The sequence below is a fragment of the Seohaeicola nanhaiensis genome, from assembly GCF_042654245.1.
Lineage (GTDB): Bacteria > Pseudomonadota > Alphaproteobacteria > Rhodobacterales > Rhodobacteraceae > Seohaeicola_A > Seohaeicola_A nanhaiensis.
Map to the genome: position 1 here is coordinate 199,946 of NZ_JBHSGI010000005.1, position 15,728 is coordinate 215,673.

Below are 15,728 nucleotides of genomic sequence, written 5' to 3' on the forward strand. Positions count from 1 at the left end.
ACCCTCTTTTCTATTCGGCGGCTTCTACGCCGTCTTCCTTCACGATCGGCAGCTGCACTTCGAAAACGGCTCCACCTCGTTGTCCGTTCCGTGCCGTCAGCCGTCCGCCGTGATCCGTGACAATTCCGGATGAGATCGCCAGACCAAGTCCAACGCCGTCTCCGGGCTGCTTGGTGGTATAAAATGGCTCGAAAAGCGAATCCAAGTCCTCGATGCCGTCGCCGTTGTCGCGCACCGTCAGCGTCGCGGTGGCGCCGGCGGCCAGAATGATCTGGATTTCCGGGTCCGAGACCGACTTCGTCGCGTCCAGCGCGTTGCGCAGCAGGTTGATCATCACCTGCTCGATCCGCATCCGGTCGCCGTTCACCTTCACCGGATGATCGGGCAACACCTGCGTGATCTGCACCTGCCGCTGGCGCAGCTGCGGCTCCATCATCGACAGCGAAGAGGCCAGCGCATCGCGCATGTCAAAGGCCGCAAAGGCGTCGCCGCCCTTCCTGGCATAGGATTTTAGCTGCCGCGTGATCGCGCCCATGCGCTCGATCAGGCTGTCGATCCGCCCGAAGGACGACAGCGCCTCTTCCGGCCGGTTGCGCCGGATCAGCAGCCGCGCGCCCGCCAGATAGGTCTTCATCGCCGCCAGCGGCTGGTTCAGCTCGTGGCTGACCGCCGCCGACATCTCGCCCAGCGCCGCCAGTTTCGAACTCTGCGCCAGCGACTGCTCGGTCACCGCCAGCGTCTCCTGCACCCGCTCCCGCTCGGCGATTTCCCGCTGCAACCGCGCGTTCAATGCGCGAAGCTCTGCCGACTCGCGCTGGAACAGCGCCATCCGCAGCGCCGTCTTGCGGCTCAAAGCATAGAAGGCCAGCGCCAGCAGGATCGCGAATCCCATGATCTCCAGCGCCAGAACCCCGTTCACCCGCTCGCGGATCGAGGCGTAGGTGGTGAAGGAGGTCATGCGCCACCCACGGAACGGAATCCGCGTCTCGGTGCGCATCACCCCCTCGCCCTGGATATAGGCATCCGCCGGAACGGCGGTCCAATCCGCCGTCGCCCGGATCGCCCGCTGGATCGCGCTCTGCGGATCCTGCCGCTTCAGCGCCACCTCCTCGGACAGCCCGCGCCAGCGCGACTCTGTGGCCAGCACGATCCGCCCCGTACTGTCGGCCACCAGCACCGCGTCCGAAATGCCCGCCCAGGCGCGCTCGAACTTCTGCAGATCGACCTCGACCACGATCACCCCCAGCGCCGCCGGCCCGGCCTCCACCCGGCGCGAGTAGATGAACCGGTAGGTGCCGTCGCCCCGCTCGATGACCGAGAACACCGTGGCGTTCGACCGCATCGCCTCGACGAAATACGGCGCGTCGTGATGGGTCGTGCCCAGCACGTTGCTTTCCGTCGCCGCCACCGTCCGCGCCTCGGCGTCCAGCAGCATCAGCCCTGCCGCGCCGATTTCCTCAAGGAACGAGGTCAGCCGCTCGGTCGACTCGGCAAAGTTGCGCGTGTCCAGCGCCGCGATCAGCGTCGGGTCGCGCGCCAGCAGCTGCGGCACGATGGCATTGCGGCGCAGCTCGCTCAGCAGGTTCCCGCTGTAAAGCGCCAGGCGCAGCTCGGCCCGGCTGCGCGTGGTCGCGGTGAACCGGTCGGTCAAAAGACGGTTGGTGGTCCAGATCGTGGCCACCGCCACCGCCAGCAACAGCACCAAAGACAGCCGCACCCGCCAGCTGATCGTGTCAGTGCGGGGCAGGATCAGGGTCGACTGTAACTGGGCGCGCGATGACGGCATGAAGCGAGGTTAGAGAAACCCCGCGCCGCGCTCAAGTCACGCCGGAGTCAGCATCCCCACCAACGCGCGGAACATCGCCGCTCCGTCGGTGCCGCCGTGGCCAGTGTCCACCGCCCGCTCGGGGTGCGGCATCATCCCCAGCACCCGCCGGTTGGCCGACAGAACACCCGCAATGTCGCGCTGCGACCCGTTCGGGTTCTCGGTATAGGTAAAGGCGATCCGGTCCTCGCCCTTCAGCGCATCCAGCGTCGCCGCATCGGCGTAATAATTGCCGTCATGATGCGCGATCGGAATGCCCAGCACATCCCCGGCGTTATAGCCCGAGGTGAACGTGCTGTTCGACGTCTCGACCTTCAGCCGCACCGTCTTGCAGATGTACTTCAGCCCGGCGTTGCGCAGCAGCGCGCCAGGCAGCACGCCGGTCTCGGTCAGCACCTGAAAGCCGTTGCAGACGCCGATGGCATAACCGCCCCGCTGGGTATGCTCCACCACCGCCGTGCAGATCGGCGAGCGCGAGGCGATGGCCCCGCAGCGCAGGTAATCCCCGAACGAGAAGCCACCCGGAATGCCGACGATATCCACATCCTTCGGCAGCGCGCTGTCCTTGTGCCAGACCATGGTCACATCGGCCCCGGCGGCGCGGAAGGCTTCGGCAAGATCCCGGTCGCAGTTCGAACCGGGAAAAACGATGATGGCGGCTTTCATGGCTGGCTCCTCAGCGGGTGAAAACGGTAATGACGGCATGTCCGGATGCGGTCGGCCCTCGGCGCGCCACCGCGGCGACTATCTCGATCGACAGCAAGGCGCGGAACCCGCGAACTGCCGCCGCACACATCAGGCGACCTCGACCGAATAGCTTTCGATCACCGTGTTCGCCAGCAGCCGTTCGCACATCTCGCGCACCTGTGCCTCGGTTGCGCCCTCGGCCAGATCCAGCTCGATCAGCTTGCCCTGACGCACGCCGTTGATCCCGTCGAACCCCATCGCGCCCAGCGCATGGCGCACGGCCTCGCCCTGCGGATCCAGCACCCCGTCCTTCAGCATAACCCTGACGATTGCCCGCATGTCCGACCCCTTTGAATGAATGGCGATTGCTTCGCCCAAGCGGCCGTCACTGTCAACCGTGGGCCGTGCCTCACCCGCGCAAAAACAGACCCCGGCGGCCGCATCGGGACGCCGGGGTCTGAAATGTCACCGCCTGCACGGGGAACGGCTCAGTTGATCAGCTTCGGCTTGTTCATCTGCGTCGGCTCGTTCGGCATCACGCCCAGCCGCCGCGCCACTTCCGAATAGGCATCCGTCAGGTTGCCCAGATCGCGGCGGAACACGTCCTTGTCCAGCTTCCGGCCCGAGTTGATGTCCCACAGCCGGCAGCTGTCCGGGCTGATCTCGTCGGCCACGACAAGGCGCTGGAAATCGCCGTCATAGATCCGGCCGACCTCGATCTTGAAGTCGATCAGCCGGATGCCGACGCCCAGCATCAGCCCCGACATGAAGTCATTGACCCGCAGCGCCAGGCTCAGGATATCGTCCATGTCCTGCTGGCTGGCCCAGCCGAAGGCAGCGATATGCTCTTCGGTCACCAGCGGGTCGCCCAGCTTGTCGTCCTTGTAGCAATATTCCACGATCGGGCGCGGCAGCTGGGTGCCTTCTTCGATGCCCAGCCGCTTCGACAGCGAGCCTGCGGCAAAATTCCGCACGATGATTTCCAGCGGGATGATCTCGCAGGCGCGCACCAGCTGCTCGCGCATGTTCAGCCGCCGGATGAAGTGAGTCGGCACGCCGATCTGGTTCAGACCGGTCATGAAATACTCGGACAGACGGTTGTTCAGCACGCCCTTCCCGTCGATCACGTCCTTTTTCTGGGCGTTGAACGCGGTGGCGTCGTCCTTGAAATACTGAACGATGGTTCCCGGCTCGGGACCTTCGTAAAGAATCTTGGCCTTGCCTTCATAAATCTTCTTGCGACGCGCCATTGCCAGCCTTTCGGAAATGCGTGCCGGGCTGAGTCCCAGACGCGCGTAGCGCCATATAGTCCAAGCACAGAAGTGTCGCAAGCGCAGGACAAACCCTTGCGCCGCGCGACCTCCACCTGCATATCAGGTCAAAAGCCGAATTCATCAAAGGGGCCTGGCCAATGACCACCTTCGACAACCGCGAAAACGCATTCGAGAACAAGTTCGCCCACGACGAGGAAATGACCTTCAAGGCCGTCGCGCGCCGCAACAAGCTGCTCGGCCTCTGGGCCGCCGACCTGCTTGGCAAGTCGGGCGATGACGCCACCGACTACGCCAAATCCGTCGTGCTCGCCGATTTCGAAGAGGCGGGCCACGAGGATGTCGTGCGCAAGGTCGAGAAGGACCTCGGCGGCAAGGCCGACGCGGCCACCATCCGCGCCAAGATGGACGAGTTGCTGGTCGTCGCCAAATCGCAGCTCATGACCGAGCTGGGCTGAGGCGCGTTCGCTAAAGTTCGAGGCTTAATCCTCCGGTAAGGCGCAAGCGGCTATGGCCGAAGCCTTGCCGGAGGATCGCCTTGCGCGCCCAGATCTCATTCAGCCCCAGCAGTGCCCTCCGCGTCGCGGTGCCGGCCGCGCTGACCCTGCTCTGCTTCTGGCTGCTGGCCCGGCGGCTCGATCCCGCCGCAATGGGCGACTCGCTGCGCGCCCTCGGCCAGACCGGCCCGCTGAACTGGCTCGCCGCGCTGGCCGCCACGCTGGTCAGCTTCTGGGCCATCGGGCGTTATGACGCGGTCGCCCACCGCCACCTCGCCACCGGCGTACTAACCCGCACCGCCCGCCGCTCCGGCGCCTGCGCCATCGCCTTTTCCCAGGCGGTCGGCTTCGGCCTGCTGACCGGCAGCTTCGCGCGCTGGCGCCTGCTGCCCGGCTTGCGCTGGCGCGACGCGGTGCGGCTCACCGTCTTCGTCGCCGTCTCCTTCCTCACCGCACTCGCCGCGCTGATCGGGCTGGTCTCGCTCTTCGACACGCCCTGGCCCGCCCGGCCCTGGCTGCCCGTCTGCGGCCTGCTGGTCCTGCCACTGCTGCTGGGCCTCGCCTTCTGCCTGCCGGTCATCCGCATCGGCCGCTTCCGACTCACCCTCCCGACGCTCCCGGCGCTGGCCGGCATTGCGCTCTGGACGGTGATCGACACTGCCTTCGCCGCGCTGGCCCTCACCGTTCTGATCCCCGAGACCGCGAGCCTCACCTGGGCCGCCGTCTTCCCGGCCTATCTCGTCGCCCTCGGCTCTGCCCTCATCTCGGGCACGCCCGGCGGCCTCGGCCCCTTCGAGCTGACGCTGATCCTGCTGCTGCCTGCGGGAACCGAGGCGCAAGTGATTGCCGGCGTCATCGGCTTCCGCCTGGTCTATTTCGCCCTGCCGGCGCTGATCGCCGGGGCGGTGCTGCTGCGTCGGCCCTTTGGCCCGGCGATGGCCGAAACCGCCGCCACCGCCACCAGCCTGCCCGCCAACCTGCTGCGCGCCGAAACCGCGGTGATCCGCCAGTCGGGCGGGCAGATCCTCTGCGCCGGCGATGCGGCGGTGGCCGCGATCCGCACGCCGCAGCTGATCGCCGGCATCTTCGATCCGATCTCCGGCCCTATGCCCGAGGTGCTGAACCTGCTCTGGGTCACCGCACGCAGCGCCAACCGCATCGCCTGCCTCTACAAATGCGGCGCCCGCAGCGCCGCTCTCGCCCGCCGCGCCGGCTGGAAGGTGCAGCGCATCGCGCGCGAGGCGGTGATCGACACCGCCCGCTTCGACCTCTCCACCCCGCGCCACCGCCAGCTGCGCCGCAAGCTGCGCCATGCCGAGCGTGGGGGCCTCACCATCACCCGCGATTCCGCCCCGCCCCTCGCCGCGCTGACCGCCATAGACACCGCCTGGCAGGCCGACCGCGGCCGCGCGCGCGGCACCACGATGGGCCGCTTCTGCGCCGACTACATCCAGGGGCAGGAGATTTTCGTCGCCCGCCTGAACGGCGAGGCCCGCGCCTTTGTCACCCTGCACGCCACCTCCAGCGAATGGTGCCTCGACCTGATGCGCTGGCAGCCCGGCCTGCCCGATGGAGTCATGCATGCGCTCATCACCGCCGCCATCCGCGCCGCCGCCGCTGCCGGCGTGCCGCGCCTGTCGCTCGCCGCCGTCCCAGACCACCGCCTCTCGCGCGACAGCGGCAGCGGGCTCGCGCAGTTCAAGGCCAGCTTCGCCCCCCGGTGGGAGCCGCTCTACCTCGCCGCGCCCGACGCCCCGGCCCTGGCCCTGGCCGCCGCCGATCTTGCTCGCACGATCTTCTGGCCCGGCCCCGCGGCTTCCCCGTCCCCGCAGGCGATTCATGAAGATGTTGAGCAGAATGGATTTGCCATGCGCCCGGCGCCATGACAGACCACGCCGAACATGCGCCGGCTTCGCCGGCCGAACTGCGTTGGAGCGACATCACAATGGGCGATCTGCTTTCCGAACTGCTGGCCAGCCGCGATGTGCTTCTCGCCGACGGCGCCACCGGGACCAATCTCTTTGCCATGGGCCTCCAGGCCGGCGAGGCGCCGGAACTCTGGAACACCGATGCGCCGCAGAACATCACCCAGCTCTACAAGGGCGCGGTCGATGCCGGCAGCGACCTGTTCCTGACCAACACCTTCGGCGGCACCGCAGCCCGGCTCAAGCTGCACAACGCCCAGAACCGCGTGCGCGAGCTGAACCGCGTCGGCGCCGAACTCGGCCGCGAGGTCGCCGACAGGCTCGACCGCAAGGTCGTCGTCGCCGGCTCGGTCGGCCCCACGGGCGAGATCATGGAACCCGTCGGCGCCCTCTCGCACGCCCTCGCCGTCGAGATGTTCCACGAACAGGCCGACGGCCTGAAGGAAGGCGGCGTCGACGTGCTCTGGCTCGAAACCATCTCCGCCCCCGAGGAATACCGCGCCGCGGCCGAGGCTTTCGCCCTCACCGGCTTGCCCTGGTGCGGCACGATGAGCTTCGACACCGCCGGGCGCACCATGATGGGCGTCACCTCGGCCGCCATGGCCCAGATGGTCGAAACGCTCGACCCGGCCCCGCTCGCCTATGGCGCGAACTGCGGCACCGGCGCCTCTGACCTGCTGCGCACCGTCCTCGGTTTCGCTGCCCAGGGCACCGGCCGCCCGATCATCGCCAAGGGCAACGCCGGAATCCCGAAATACGTCGAAGGCCACATCCACTATGACGGCACCCCCGCGCTGATGGCCGATTACGCCGCCATGGCCCGCGACTGCGGCGCGAAGATCATCGGCGGCTGCTGCGGCACCATGCCCGAGCACCTGCGCCTGATGCGCGAGGCGCTCGACAGCCGCCCCCGGCACGAACCGCCGACGCTCGACCAGATCGTCGCCGCCCTCGGCCCCTTCACCTCGGCCAGCGACGGCACCGGCGCCGATGCCGGCGCGCCCCGGCGCGACCGCGGCCGCCGCCACCGCAGCTAACCGCCCCACGGCGCGCGAGGCGCCGGAGAGGAGCATCTCATGCCCCGCGAAACGGCCTCAGAACAGGCTCAGCTGATCGCCCGGCCGCGCCGGCGGCCCGAACAGGTCGCAGCGCAGCGGCGGGCTCGGCGCATCCAGCCCCAGCCGCCGCACCGCCGCCCTGAACCGGCGGCCGACCATCTCGGCATATTCCCCCTCCCCCCGCATCCGGTGCCCCCAGCGGGGATCGTAATCCTTGCCGCCGTGCATCTCGCGCAGCCGCGCCATGATCCGGGCCGCCTTGCCCGGCGCATGTTCGGCCAGCCACTCCTGCCACAGTGCCGACACCTCACGCGGCAGCCGCAGCATGATCCAGCTCGCCGCCACAGCACCGGCTTCCTGCCCGGCGGCCAGCAGCGCCTCCAGCTCGTGATCGGTCAGCCCCGGCACCAGGGGCGAGGCCATGACCCGCACCGGGATCCCGGCCTCGCTCAGCCGCCGGATCACCGCCAGCCGCCGCGCCGGCGCGGGCGCACGCGGCTCCATCCGGCGGGCCAGCCCGGCGTCCAGCGTCGTCAGCGAGATACCGACCCGCACCAGCCCGCGGGCGGCCATCGGCGCCAGGATGTCCAGATCGCGCTCGATCAGCGTGCCCTTGGTGACGATCGCCACCGGATGCCCCCATTCGGCCAGCACCTCCAGGCAGGCCCGCGCGATGCCCATGTCCCGCTCCAGCGGCTGATAGGGGTCGGTGTTCGTGCCGATCGCGATCGGCGCGACCCGGTAGGCCTTCGACCCCAGCTCGCGCTCCAGGACCCGCGCCGCCTCGGGCCGGGCGATCAGCCGCGTCTCGAAGTCCAGCCCCGGCGACAGCCCCAGATAGGCATGGCTCGGCCGGGCAAAGCAGTAGATGCAGCCATGCTCGCAGCCCCGATAGGGGTTGATCGACCGGTCGAACGGCAGATCGGGAGAGCGGTTGTAGGTGATCACGCTGCGCGGCACCTCGATGCGCACCTCGGTGCGCAGGCTCGGCAGCTCCTCGGGCAGGTCCCAGCCGTCCGGCTCCCGGCTCCGCCCCGGCTCGAACCGGCCGGGGGCATTGCTGGCCGCGCCGCGCGCGCGGCGCCGCGCCGGATCGATGGGCAACTCGGTAGACATGGCTCAAACTAGAACAAAGGCGGAACATACACAAGCCCGCCCCGGCCGCCTATATGGCCTTTGGTCGGAACAGATGCGGCCAGTGTCGCAATTATCGCAGTCCGCGCTTCGGCCTTTCGCCAAAAGTGCGCTTATCCCGCCCGGGGTCCCGTCCCGGCCCAAATGCAAGGAATAAAACGCATGTCGGAAGATGACGAGATCATCCTGTCGGAACTCGACGACGAGGAACTGGTCCAGCAGATGTTCGACGACCTTTACGACGGTCTCAAGGAAGAGATCGAGGAAGGCGTGAACATCCTGCTCGAACGCGGCTGGCAGCCCTACGAGGTGCTGACCAAGGCGCTGGTGGGCGGCATGACCATCGTCGGCGCCGACTTCCGCGACGGCATCCTCTTCGTCCCCGAGGTGCTACTGGCGGCCAACGCGATGAAGGGCGGCATGGCCATCCTCAAGCCGCTGCTCGCCGAAACCGGCGCGCCCCGCGTCGGCAAGATGGTGATCGGCACGGTCAAGGGCGACATTCATGACATCGGCAAGAACCTCGTCGGCATGATGATGGAAGGCGCCGGCTTCGAGGTGGTCGACCTCGGCATCAACAACTCGGTCGAGAAATACCTGGACGCGCTCGAACGCGAAGGGCCCGATATCCTCGGCATGTCCGCCCTGCTGACGACCACCATGCCCTACATGAAGGTGGTGATCGACACGCTGGTCGAACAGGGCAAGCGCGACGACTACATCGTGCTGGTCGGCGGCGCCCCGCTGAACGAGGAATTCGGCAAGGCCATCGGCGCCGACGCCTATTGCCGCGACGCCGCCGTGGCGGTGGAAACGGCCAAGCATTTCGTCGGCCGCAAGCACAACCGCATGAACGCCTGACCGGGCGGCGCGCCCTCGCGGGCGCGCCCTGCTCATTCGATCCGGTCGACCACAAAGCCCAGCACGATCCCGTACAGAACGTGCCCCACCAGCGCGACCCAGGCGATTCCGGTGAACCCCAGGAACAGCGGCAGCCCGGCAATCGCGGTGATCCCGCCGATGGCAAAGACCCAGAGGCCGAACCCATAGATGGCCGACGGCACAAACCAGCCGAACCGCGCGCCCATGACCGAACGCCACAGCGGGCGGAAGACGAACAGCCAGCCGATCGGATAGCCGATCAGCCCGACCAGATAGAAATGCACGAAATAGCCGGCGAAATCGCCGCTCGGCAGGCCCAGACGCTCCAGCAGGCTGCGCGCCAGCCCATGCGGCGACAGGTTGGCGAACCCCAGGCCCGGGCTGATCAGCTGGCCCCAGAGATCAAAGGCGATGGTGGCAAAAAAGCCCGCGATGAACATCACCCCCAGGGTGGCGATGCCGGCCGAAGGCAGGCGCGAAGCGGTTGCGGTGGTCATGGTAGAACTCCCCTTGTATCCTTGTTGCACCACGATCTGGCGCGGCGCGGGGCGCGCGCGCAAGATGTGCGTCACCGCCACACGCAGAGGTTAGATTTGTGTCAGACCTGCCCGACGCCGCCACACTGACCTACGAGGGACTCGACCCCGCCCATCGCGGCCGGCTGCTGCTGATCGCTTGCGGCGCGCTGGCCCGCGAGATCGTCGCGCTGAAAGAGCGCAACGGCTGGTCCCATATGGACATCACCTGCCTTCCCGCGATCCTCCACAACCACCCGGAAAGGATCACCGAAGCGGTCGAGGCGACGGTGGAAAAACACCGCGCCGCCTACGACCGCATCTTCGTCGTCTACGCCGACTGCGGCACCGGCGGGCTGCTCGCGGCCGCCTGCGCCCGCCTCGGGGTCGAGATGGTCGAAGGCCCCCACTGCTACGCCTTCTTCGAAGGCAACGCCGCCTTCGCCGCCCATGACGACGAGATCACCGCCTTCTACCTGACCGATTTCCTCGCCCGCCAGTTCGACGCCTTCGTCTGGAAACCCCTCGGCCTCGACCGCCACCCCGAGTTGATCGAAATGTATTTCAGCAATTACACCAAACTCGTCTACCAGGCCCAGACCGACGACCCCGCCCTGACCGAACGCGCCCGCGCCTGCGCCGACCGCCTGAACCTCGCCTTCGAACGCCGCTTCACCGGCTACGGCGACCTCGCGACCACGCTCGCGGCATGGGCGCGCCGCTAGCCCCTTCTCTGGTTCCCAAATACCTCCGGGGTGAATTGGCCGCAGGCCAAGAGGGGGCGGCGCCCCCTCCCTCAGGCCTCCAGCGGCAGCATCGTGGTCGACTTGATCTCTTCCATCGACAACAGCGCGGTCACGTTATGCACCCGCACTTCCGAGATCAGCGCCTGATAGAAGGTGTCATAGGCCCGCGCGTTCTTCACCCGCACCTTCAGGATATAGTCGATATCCCCCGCCAGCCGATGCGCCTCCAGCACCTCGGGGCGCGCGCGGATCGCGTTCAGGAACTGCTTCTGCCACTCCGCCTCATGCGCCGAGGTGCGGATCAGCACGAAAAAGCAGGCCTCGAACCCCAGCGCCTCGGCGTCCAGCATCACGGTCTGCTGGCCGATGACGCCCGCCTCCTTCAGCTTGCGGATTCGGTTCCAGACCGGGGTCTTGGAACTGCCCACGGCCCGCGCGATATCGTCCAGCGACTGGCTGGCATCGCGCTGCATCTCGATAAGAATTTTCCGGTCGGTTTCGTCGATCCGCACTGACATTCCCGCAAAGCTCCTTCTGGCAGGCCGGGCGTTCCATTCGCGCGCTCCAATGGAACAAACGTCCTTATTTGGCCGCGCATATGGCCTTCATGCGGGAATATTTCCTATATTCACCCCCAAGTCAAACAGCCTCGGGGCGCCTCGTCATGAACCATTTCCCGATCTTCGTCAGCCTCGCCGGCGCCCGCGTCCTGCTTTCGGGCGGCGGCGAACCCGCGCTTGCCAAGCTGCGCCTCCTGCTCAAGACCCCCGCAGCGATCACCGTCTTCGCGACCGATCCCGCCCCCGAGATCGAAGGCTGGGCCGAGGCCGGCAACCTGGCCCTCCGGCGCCGCGCGCCCGAGGCCGCCGATTTCACCGGCGTCACTCTCGCCTATGCCGCCGAGGAGGATGCAGCGCAGGCCGCCCGCACCGCCGCCCTCGGCCGCGCCGCCGGCGTGCTGGTGAACGTGGTCGACAACCTCGACGCCTCCGCCTTCATCACCCCCGCCATCGTCGACCGCGCGCCCGTCACCATCGCCATCGGCACCGAGGGCGCGGCCCCCGTGCTCGCCCGCGCGCTCAAGGCCGATATCGAATCCCGCCTGCCCGCCGCGCTCGGCCCGCTCGCCCGCATCGGCAAGGCCTTCCGCGCGCTGGCCGATGCGCTGCCCCACGGCCGCCCGCGCCGCGACTTCTGGTCCGACTACTACGGCCCCGAAGGCGCCCGGGCCTTCGCCGAACGCGGCGAATCCGGCGCACAGGCGGCGCTGCAGGACCTCCTCGCCCGGCACATGGATCAGGCTGCCCGTCCCGGCCACGTCGCCTTCGTCGGCGCCGGTCCCGGCGATCCCGACCTGCTGACGCTCAAGGCCCGCCGCGCGCTCGACACCGCCGATGTGGTGATCCACGACCGTCTCGTGACCCCCACCATCCTCGACCTCGCCCGCCGCGAGGCGCTGATGATCAACGTCGGCAAGGAAGGTTTCGGCCCCTCGACCTCGCAGGACCGCATCAACGCGCTGCTCATCGAACACGCCCGCACCGGCGCCCAGGTCGTGCGCCTGAAATCCGGCGACTCCACCGTCTTCGGCCGCCTCGACGAAGAGATCGACGCCTGCGACGCCGCCGGCGTCGCCTGGCATATCGTCCCCGGCATCACCGCCGCCTCGGCCGCCGTCGCCGCCATCGGCCAGAGCCTGACGCGCCGGGGCCGCAACGCCTCGGTCCGCTTCCTCACCGGCCACGACGTGGCGGGCTTCGCCGACCACGACTGGGCCGCGCTCGCCCGCCCGGGCGAGGTCGCCGCGATCTACATGGGCAAGAAGGCAGCCCGCTTCGTCCAGGGTCGCCTGCTGATGCACGGCGCCGACCGCGCCACCCCGGTGACGGTGATCGAGAACGCCTCGCGCCCCGACCAGCGCGTGCTCTCCAGCACGCTCGCCACCCTGCCCGCCGACCTGACCAGCGCCGCCATGACCGGCCCGGCACTCACCTTCCTCGGCCTTGCCCCGCGTGCCGCGGCACAGGCCCTGCCAGCTCTCCACAAGGAACTTGCCTGATGTCCCGCCCCTACACGCCGAAAGTCGTCACCGCCAATGACCTGCTGCTGGGCGACGTGATCTACCAGACCGCCAGCGGCGACTGGACCCGCGATCTGGCCGAGGCCGAGGTGATCCGCGACGAACCCACCGCCGACTCCCGCCTGCGCGCGGCAATCCAGCAGCCCGGCATCGCCGTCGGTGCCTATCTCGCCGAGGTGAAGCTCAGCGCCAATGGCCCCGCGCCGGCCCATTTCCGCGAGGCCTTCCGCGCCACCGGCCCCTCCAACTACTTCCACGGCAAGCAGGCCGCTCAGGCCTGAGGATACCCAGATGTACAGCTACTCCGACTTCGACAAAGCTTTCCTCGCCGAACGCAACGCCCAGTTCCGCGCCCAGGTCGACCGCCGCATCAGCGGCGCGCTGACCGAGGACGAGTTCAAGCCATTGCGCCTGATGAACGGCGTCTACCTCCAGCTGCATGCCTACATGCTGCGCGTCGCGATCCCCTATGGCACGCTGAACGGCGCGCAGATGCGCCAGCTCGCCCTGCTGGCCGAAAAGTGGGACAAGGGCTACGGCCATTTCACCACCCGCCAGAACATCCAGTATAACTGGCCGCGCCTGCGCGACATCCCCGACATGCTCGACGCCCTGGCCGAGGTCGGGCTGCACGCGATCCAGACCAGCGGCAACACCATCCGCAACACCACCGCCGACCATTTCGCTGGGGCCACGGCGGACGAAATCGCCGACCCCCGCCCCGTGGCCGAGCTGATCCGCCAGTGGTCCACCGACCACCCCGAATTCCAGTTCCTGGGCCGCAAGTTCAAGATCGCCATCACCGGCGCTGAGACCGACCGCGCCGTGACCCGCGCCCATGACATCGGCCTGCGCATGCTCCGCCGCGATGGCGAGCCGGGGTTCGAGGTCATCGTCGGCGGCGGCCTCGGCCGCACCCCGATGATCGGCCAGGTCATCCGCGACTTCCTCCCCAGGGCCGACCTGCTGCCCTATCTCGAAGCCGTGCTGGCGGTCTACAACCTGCTTGGCCGGCGCGACAACAAATACAAGGCGCGCATCAAGATCACGGTGCACGAAAACGGCATCGAGAAGATCCGCGACCTGGTGGAAGAGGCCTTCCTCGAGCGCCGCGCCGCCTTCACCGGGGTCGACCAGGAGCTGCTCGCCAGTTTCGAGGCCGCCTTCGCCAACCCGGCCTTCAAGACCGCCCCGACCGATGCCTATGACGCCTTCCACAAGGCCGATCCGGTGTTCCGCGCCTGGGCCGACACCAACCTCGCGCCCCACAAGGCGCCGGGCTATGCCATCGTCACGATCAGCCTCAAGGCCCACGGCGCCACCCCGGGCGACGCCACCGCCGAGCAGATGCGCGTGATGGCCGATCTGGCCGAGCGTTTCGGCCATGACGAACTGCGCATCAGCCACGAACAGAACGTCATCCTGCCCCATGTCCACAAGTCCGACCTGCCGGCGGTCCACGCCATCCTGTCCAAAAACGGACTGGCCACCGCCAATGTCGGTCTGATTTCGGACATCATCGCCTGCCCCGGCATGGATTACTGCGCGCTGGCCACCGCCCGCTCGATCCCGATCGCGCAGGAGATCGCCACCCGTTTCGACGAGCTCAAGCTCGAACACGACGTCGGACCGCTCAAGATCAAGATCTCGGGCTGCATCAACGCCTGCGGCCATCACCACGTCGGCCATATCGGCATCCTCGGGCTCGACCGGGCGGGCGTCGAGAACTACCAGATCACGCTCGGCGGCGACGCGACCGAGACCGCGGCCATCGGCGAACGCGCCGGCCCCGGTTTCTCCGCGGACGAGATCGTGCCCGCCATCGAACGGCTCGTGCTGGCCTACCTCGACCTGCGCCAGTCGCGCGGGGAAACCTTCCTCGCCGCCTACCGCCGGCTTGGCGCCGCGCCCTTCAAGGCCGCGCTCTATCCCGAAGAGGCCCAGGCCGATGCCGCTTGATGCCCACCTCGCCCCGCTCGACCGCCCCGGCCAGGGGGCGGTCGACCCGGCTCTCGCCGAACGTGTCGCCGCGCTGAACGCCCGCTTCCGCCACCATTCGGCGACGCAGGTGATGCACGGCGCGTTGCACGACGCGGGCCGCATCGCGCTCGTCTCCAGCTTCGGCGCCGAATCCGTCGTGCTGCTGCATATGGCCGCGGTGATCGACCAGGCCGTTCCCGTGCTCTTCATCGACACCGAAATGCTTTTCGCCGAAACCCTGCTCTACCAGCACGAGGTCAGCGAGCGCCTGGGCCTGAAGAACCTCCAGATCGTCCGCGCCGCCGACCTCGCGCAGGATCCCGACGGCACGCTGCACCAGCGCGACCCCGACGCCTGCTGCGCCCTGCGCAAGACCGAACCGCTGAACGCCGCGCTCGCCGCCTTCGACGGCTGGATTACCGGGCGCAAGCGCTTCCAGACCGGCGCCCGCGCCGCGCTCGACTTTTTCGAAGCCGAGCCGGGCACAGGCCGCATCAAGGTCAACCCGCTGGCCCATTGGGCGCCCGAGGACGTGCGCGCCTACATGGAGGAAAACCGCCTGCCGCGTCACCCGCTGGTCGCGCGCGGCTACCCCTCGATCGGCTGCGCCCCCTGCACCTCGGCGGTCAAACCGGGTGAGGATCCCCGCGCAGGCCGTTGGCGCAACACGGCAAAGGACGAATGCGGCATCCACTTCGTGAATGGCCGCGTGGTAAGAGGACCGCAACCATGAGCATCATCGTCACCGACCGTGGCTTCACCTCCGACGACTGGACCGGTCCGGTCCTCGACCTGCCCGTCGACACCGACCCAGCCACGCTGGCCGGGCATCTCGGCGCCCCGCTGATCCGCATCCCCTTCGCCAGCTTCGCCGACGGGCGCGGCTTTACCCTTGCCCGCCGCCTCCGCCTCGCCGGATACAAGGGCCGCCTCCGGGCGCAGGGCCACGTCATCGCCGACCAGTATGCCATGGCCCGCCGCGCCGGTTTCGACGAGGTCGAGATCGACGAAACCCTCGCCGCCCGCCAGCCGCAGGACCAGTGGCTCGCCCGCGCCGACTGGCGCGCGCACAGCTATCAGAACCGCCTGCGCGGATAATTTCCTTTCCCTGACTTCGATCAAGGACTA

Annotated in this window: 17 protein-coding genes; 10 read left to right on the forward strand and 7 right to left on the reverse strand. The window is 68.2% G+C overall.

The window, feature by feature from the left end:
* Positions 1 to 10: 10 nt before the first annotated feature.
* The 4 genes from ACFO5X_RS08325 to purC all read right to left on the reverse strand — a co-directional run bounded on the left by ACFO5X_RS08325 (position 11) and on the right by purC (position 3,762).
* On the reverse strand, positions 11 to 1,786 hold the full coding sequence (locus tag ACFO5X_RS08325; protein ID WP_380716848.1) for a sensor histidine kinase: 1,776 nt from the start codon (positions 1,784 to 1,786) through the stop codon (positions 11 to 13).
* A gap of 36 nt (positions 1,787 to 1,822) precedes the next feature.
* The gene (purQ, locus tag ACFO5X_RS08330) at positions 1,823 to 2,491 is read right to left on the reverse strand and encodes a phosphoribosylformylglycinamidine synthase subunit PurQ (protein ID WP_380716850.1); all 669 of its coding nucleotides are present in this window, start codon (positions 2,489 to 2,491) and stop codon (positions 1,823 to 1,825) included.
* A 129-nt stretch (positions 2,492 to 2,620) separates the two neighbouring features.
* Positions 2,621 to 2,851 carry a phosphoribosylformylglycinamidine synthase subunit PurS gene (gene purS, locus ACFO5X_RS08335; protein WP_380716853.1) on the reverse strand — a complete coding sequence of 77 codons (231 nt, stop codon included), beginning with the start codon at positions 2,849 to 2,851 and terminating at the stop codon, positions 2,621 to 2,623.
* Between the two features lie 149 nt (positions 2,852 to 3,000).
* Complete coding sequence (purC, locus tag ACFO5X_RS08340; protein ID WP_380716855.1) at positions 3,001 to 3,762, reverse strand: phosphoribosylaminoimidazolesuccinocarboxamide synthase; 762 nt, start codon at positions 3,760 to 3,762, stop codon at positions 3,001 to 3,003.
* 161 nt (positions 3,763 to 3,923) lie between these two features.
* Between purC and ACFO5X_RS08345 the strand changes: the two genes are divergently transcribed.
* The 3 genes from ACFO5X_RS08345 to bmt all read left to right on the forward strand — a co-directional run bounded on the left by ACFO5X_RS08345 (position 3,924) and on the right by bmt (position 7,242).
* The gene (locus ACFO5X_RS08345; RefSeq protein WP_380716857.1) at positions 3,924 to 4,241 is read left to right on the forward strand and encodes a DUF1476 domain-containing protein; all 318 of its coding nucleotides are present in this window, start codon (positions 3,924 to 3,926) and stop codon (positions 4,239 to 4,241) included.
* 80 nt (positions 4,242 to 4,321) lie between these two features.
* A complete protein-coding gene (locus ACFO5X_RS08350) occupies positions 4,322 to 6,166 on the forward strand; it encodes a phosphatidylglycerol lysyltransferase domain-containing protein (RefSeq protein WP_380716860.1) in 1,845 nt (614 codons plus the stop codon).
* A 59-nt stretch (positions 6,167 to 6,225) separates the two neighbouring features.
* Positions 6,226 to 7,242: a betaine--homocysteine S-methyltransferase gene (gene bmt / locus ACFO5X_RS08355; RefSeq protein ID WP_380717294.1), complete on the forward strand. Its 1,017-nt coding sequence runs from the start codon at positions 6,226 to 6,228 to the stop codon at positions 7,240 to 7,242.
* Between the two features lie 57 nt (positions 7,243 to 7,299).
* Here the strand turns inward: bmt and ACFO5X_RS08360 are convergent, their stop codons facing one another.
* Positions 7,300 to 8,379 (reverse strand): PA0069 family radical SAM protein, encoded by a 1,080-nt coding sequence (locus ACFO5X_RS08360; protein WP_380716861.1) that lies wholly within the window; start codon positions 8,377 to 8,379, stop codon positions 7,300 to 7,302.
* Positions 8,380 to 8,559: 180 nt separating this feature from the next.
* Here ACFO5X_RS08360 and ACFO5X_RS08365 point away from each other — a divergent pair, with 180 nt between their 5' ends.
* Complete coding sequence (locus ACFO5X_RS08365) at positions 8,560 to 9,258, forward strand: corrinoid protein (RefSeq protein ID WP_380716863.1); 699 nt, start codon at positions 8,560 to 8,562, stop codon at positions 9,256 to 9,258.
* Positions 9,259 to 9,290: 32 nt separating this feature from the next.
* Here ACFO5X_RS08365 and ACFO5X_RS08370 read toward each other — a convergent pair whose 3' ends face one another.
* Positions 9,291 to 9,776 carry a hypothetical protein gene (locus tag ACFO5X_RS08370; protein WP_380716865.1) on the reverse strand — a complete coding sequence of 162 codons (486 nt, stop codon included), beginning with the start codon at positions 9,774 to 9,776 and terminating at the stop codon, positions 9,291 to 9,293.
* 98 nt (positions 9,777 to 9,874) lie between these two features.
* Between ACFO5X_RS08370 and ACFO5X_RS08375 the strand changes: the two genes are divergently transcribed.
* Positions 9,875 to 10,519: a DUF1638 domain-containing protein gene (locus ACFO5X_RS08375; protein WP_380716866.1), complete on the forward strand. Its 645-nt coding sequence runs from the start codon at positions 9,875 to 9,877 to the stop codon at positions 10,517 to 10,519.
* A gap of 71 nt (positions 10,520 to 10,590) precedes the next feature.
* On the opposite strand, the gene ACFO5X_RS08380 is transcribed toward ACFO5X_RS08375, so the two are convergent.
* A complete protein-coding gene (locus ACFO5X_RS08380) occupies positions 10,591 to 11,058 on the reverse strand; it encodes an Lrp/AsnC family transcriptional regulator (protein ID WP_380716868.1) in 468 nt (155 codons plus the stop codon).
* Positions 11,059 to 11,204: 146 nt separating this feature from the next.
* Here ACFO5X_RS08380 and cysG point away from each other — a divergent pair, with 146 nt between their 5' ends.
* The 5 genes from cysG to ACFO5X_RS08405 are packed head-to-tail and all read left to right on the forward strand — an operon-like array spanning position 11,205 to position 15,698.
* Positions 11,205 to 12,599 (forward strand): siroheme synthase CysG, encoded by a 1,395-nt coding sequence (gene cysG, locus ACFO5X_RS08385; protein ID WP_380716870.1) that lies wholly within the window; start codon positions 11,205 to 11,207, stop codon positions 12,597 to 12,599.
* Positions 12,599 to 12,901 (forward strand): DUF2849 domain-containing protein, encoded by a 303-nt coding sequence (locus ACFO5X_RS08390; protein ID WP_380716871.1) that lies wholly within the window; start codon positions 12,599 to 12,601, stop codon positions 12,899 to 12,901. Before cysG ends, ACFO5X_RS08390 begins: the two co-directional genes overlap by 1 nt.
* 10 nt (positions 12,902 to 12,911) lie before the next feature.
* The gene (locus ACFO5X_RS08395; protein ID WP_380716872.1) at positions 12,912 to 14,579 is read left to right on the forward strand and encodes a nitrite/sulfite reductase; all 1,668 of its coding nucleotides are present in this window, start codon (positions 12,912 to 12,914) and stop codon (positions 14,577 to 14,579) included.
* Positions 14,569 to 15,333 carry a phosphoadenylyl-sulfate reductase gene (locus ACFO5X_RS08400; protein WP_380716873.1) on the forward strand — a complete coding sequence of 255 codons (765 nt, stop codon included), beginning with the start codon at positions 14,569 to 14,571 and terminating at the stop codon, positions 15,331 to 15,333. The genes ACFO5X_RS08395 and ACFO5X_RS08400 overlap by 11 nt, the downstream gene beginning before the upstream one ends.
* Positions 15,330 to 15,698: a DUF934 domain-containing protein gene (locus tag ACFO5X_RS08405; RefSeq protein ID WP_380716874.1), complete on the forward strand. Its 369-nt coding sequence runs from the start codon at positions 15,330 to 15,332 to the stop codon at positions 15,696 to 15,698. Before ACFO5X_RS08400 ends, ACFO5X_RS08405 begins: the two co-directional genes overlap by 4 nt.
* The last annotated feature ends 30 nt before the right edge of the window (positions 15,699 to 15,728 follow it).

Coding starts and splice junctions, on each gene's coding strand:
- ACFO5X_RS08365 (WP_380716863.1), top strand. CDS start 8,560: ATGTCGGAAGATGACGAGATCATCCTGTCGGAACTCGACGACGAGGAA.
- ACFO5X_RS08325 (WP_380716848.1), bottom strand. CDS start 1,786: ATGCCGTCATCGCGCGCCCAGTTACAGTCGACCCTGATCCTGCCCCGC.
- cysG (WP_380716870.1), top strand. CDS start 11,205: ATGAACCATTTCCCGATCTTCGTCAGCCTCGCCGGCGCCCGCGTCCTG.
- purQ (WP_380716850.1), bottom strand. CDS start 2,491: ATGAAAGCCGCCATCATCGTTTTTCCCGGTTCGAACTGCGACCGGGAT.
- ACFO5X_RS08360 (WP_380716861.1), bottom strand. CDS start 8,379: ATGTCTACCGAGTTGCCCATCGATCCGGCGCGGCGCCGCGCGCGCGGC.
- ACFO5X_RS08395 (WP_380716872.1), top strand. CDS start 12,912: ATGTACAGCTACTCCGACTTCGACAAAGCTTTCCTCGCCGAACGCAAC.
- ACFO5X_RS08400 (WP_380716873.1), top strand. CDS start 14,569: ATGCCGCTTGATGCCCACCTCGCCCCGCTCGACCGCCCCGGCCAGGGG.
- purC (WP_380716855.1), bottom strand. CDS start 3,762: ATGGCGCGTCGCAAGAAGATTTATGAAGGCAAGGCCAAGATTCTTTAC.
- bmt (WP_380717294.1), top strand. CDS start 6,226: ATGGGCGATCTGCTTTCCGAACTGCTGGCCAGCCGCGATGTGCTTCTC.
- ACFO5X_RS08390 (WP_380716871.1), top strand. CDS start 12,599: ATGTCCCGCCCCTACACGCCGAAAGTCGTCACCGCCAATGACCTGCTG.
- ACFO5X_RS08380 (WP_380716868.1), bottom strand. CDS start 11,058: ATGTCAGTGCGGATCGACGAAACCGACCGGAAAATTCTTATCGAGATG.
- ACFO5X_RS08345 (WP_380716857.1), top strand. CDS start 3,924: ATGACCACCTTCGACAACCGCGAAAACGCATTCGAGAACAAGTTCGCC.
- ACFO5X_RS08405 (WP_380716874.1), top strand. CDS start 15,330: ATGAGCATCATCGTCACCGACCGTGGCTTCACCTCCGACGACTGGACC.
- ACFO5X_RS08370 (WP_380716865.1), bottom strand. CDS start 9,776: ATGACCACCGCAACCGCTTCGCGCCTGCCTTCGGCCGGCATCGCCACC.
- purS (WP_380716853.1), bottom strand. CDS start 2,851: ATGCGGGCAATCGTCAGGGTTATGCTGAAGGACGGGGTGCTGGATCCG.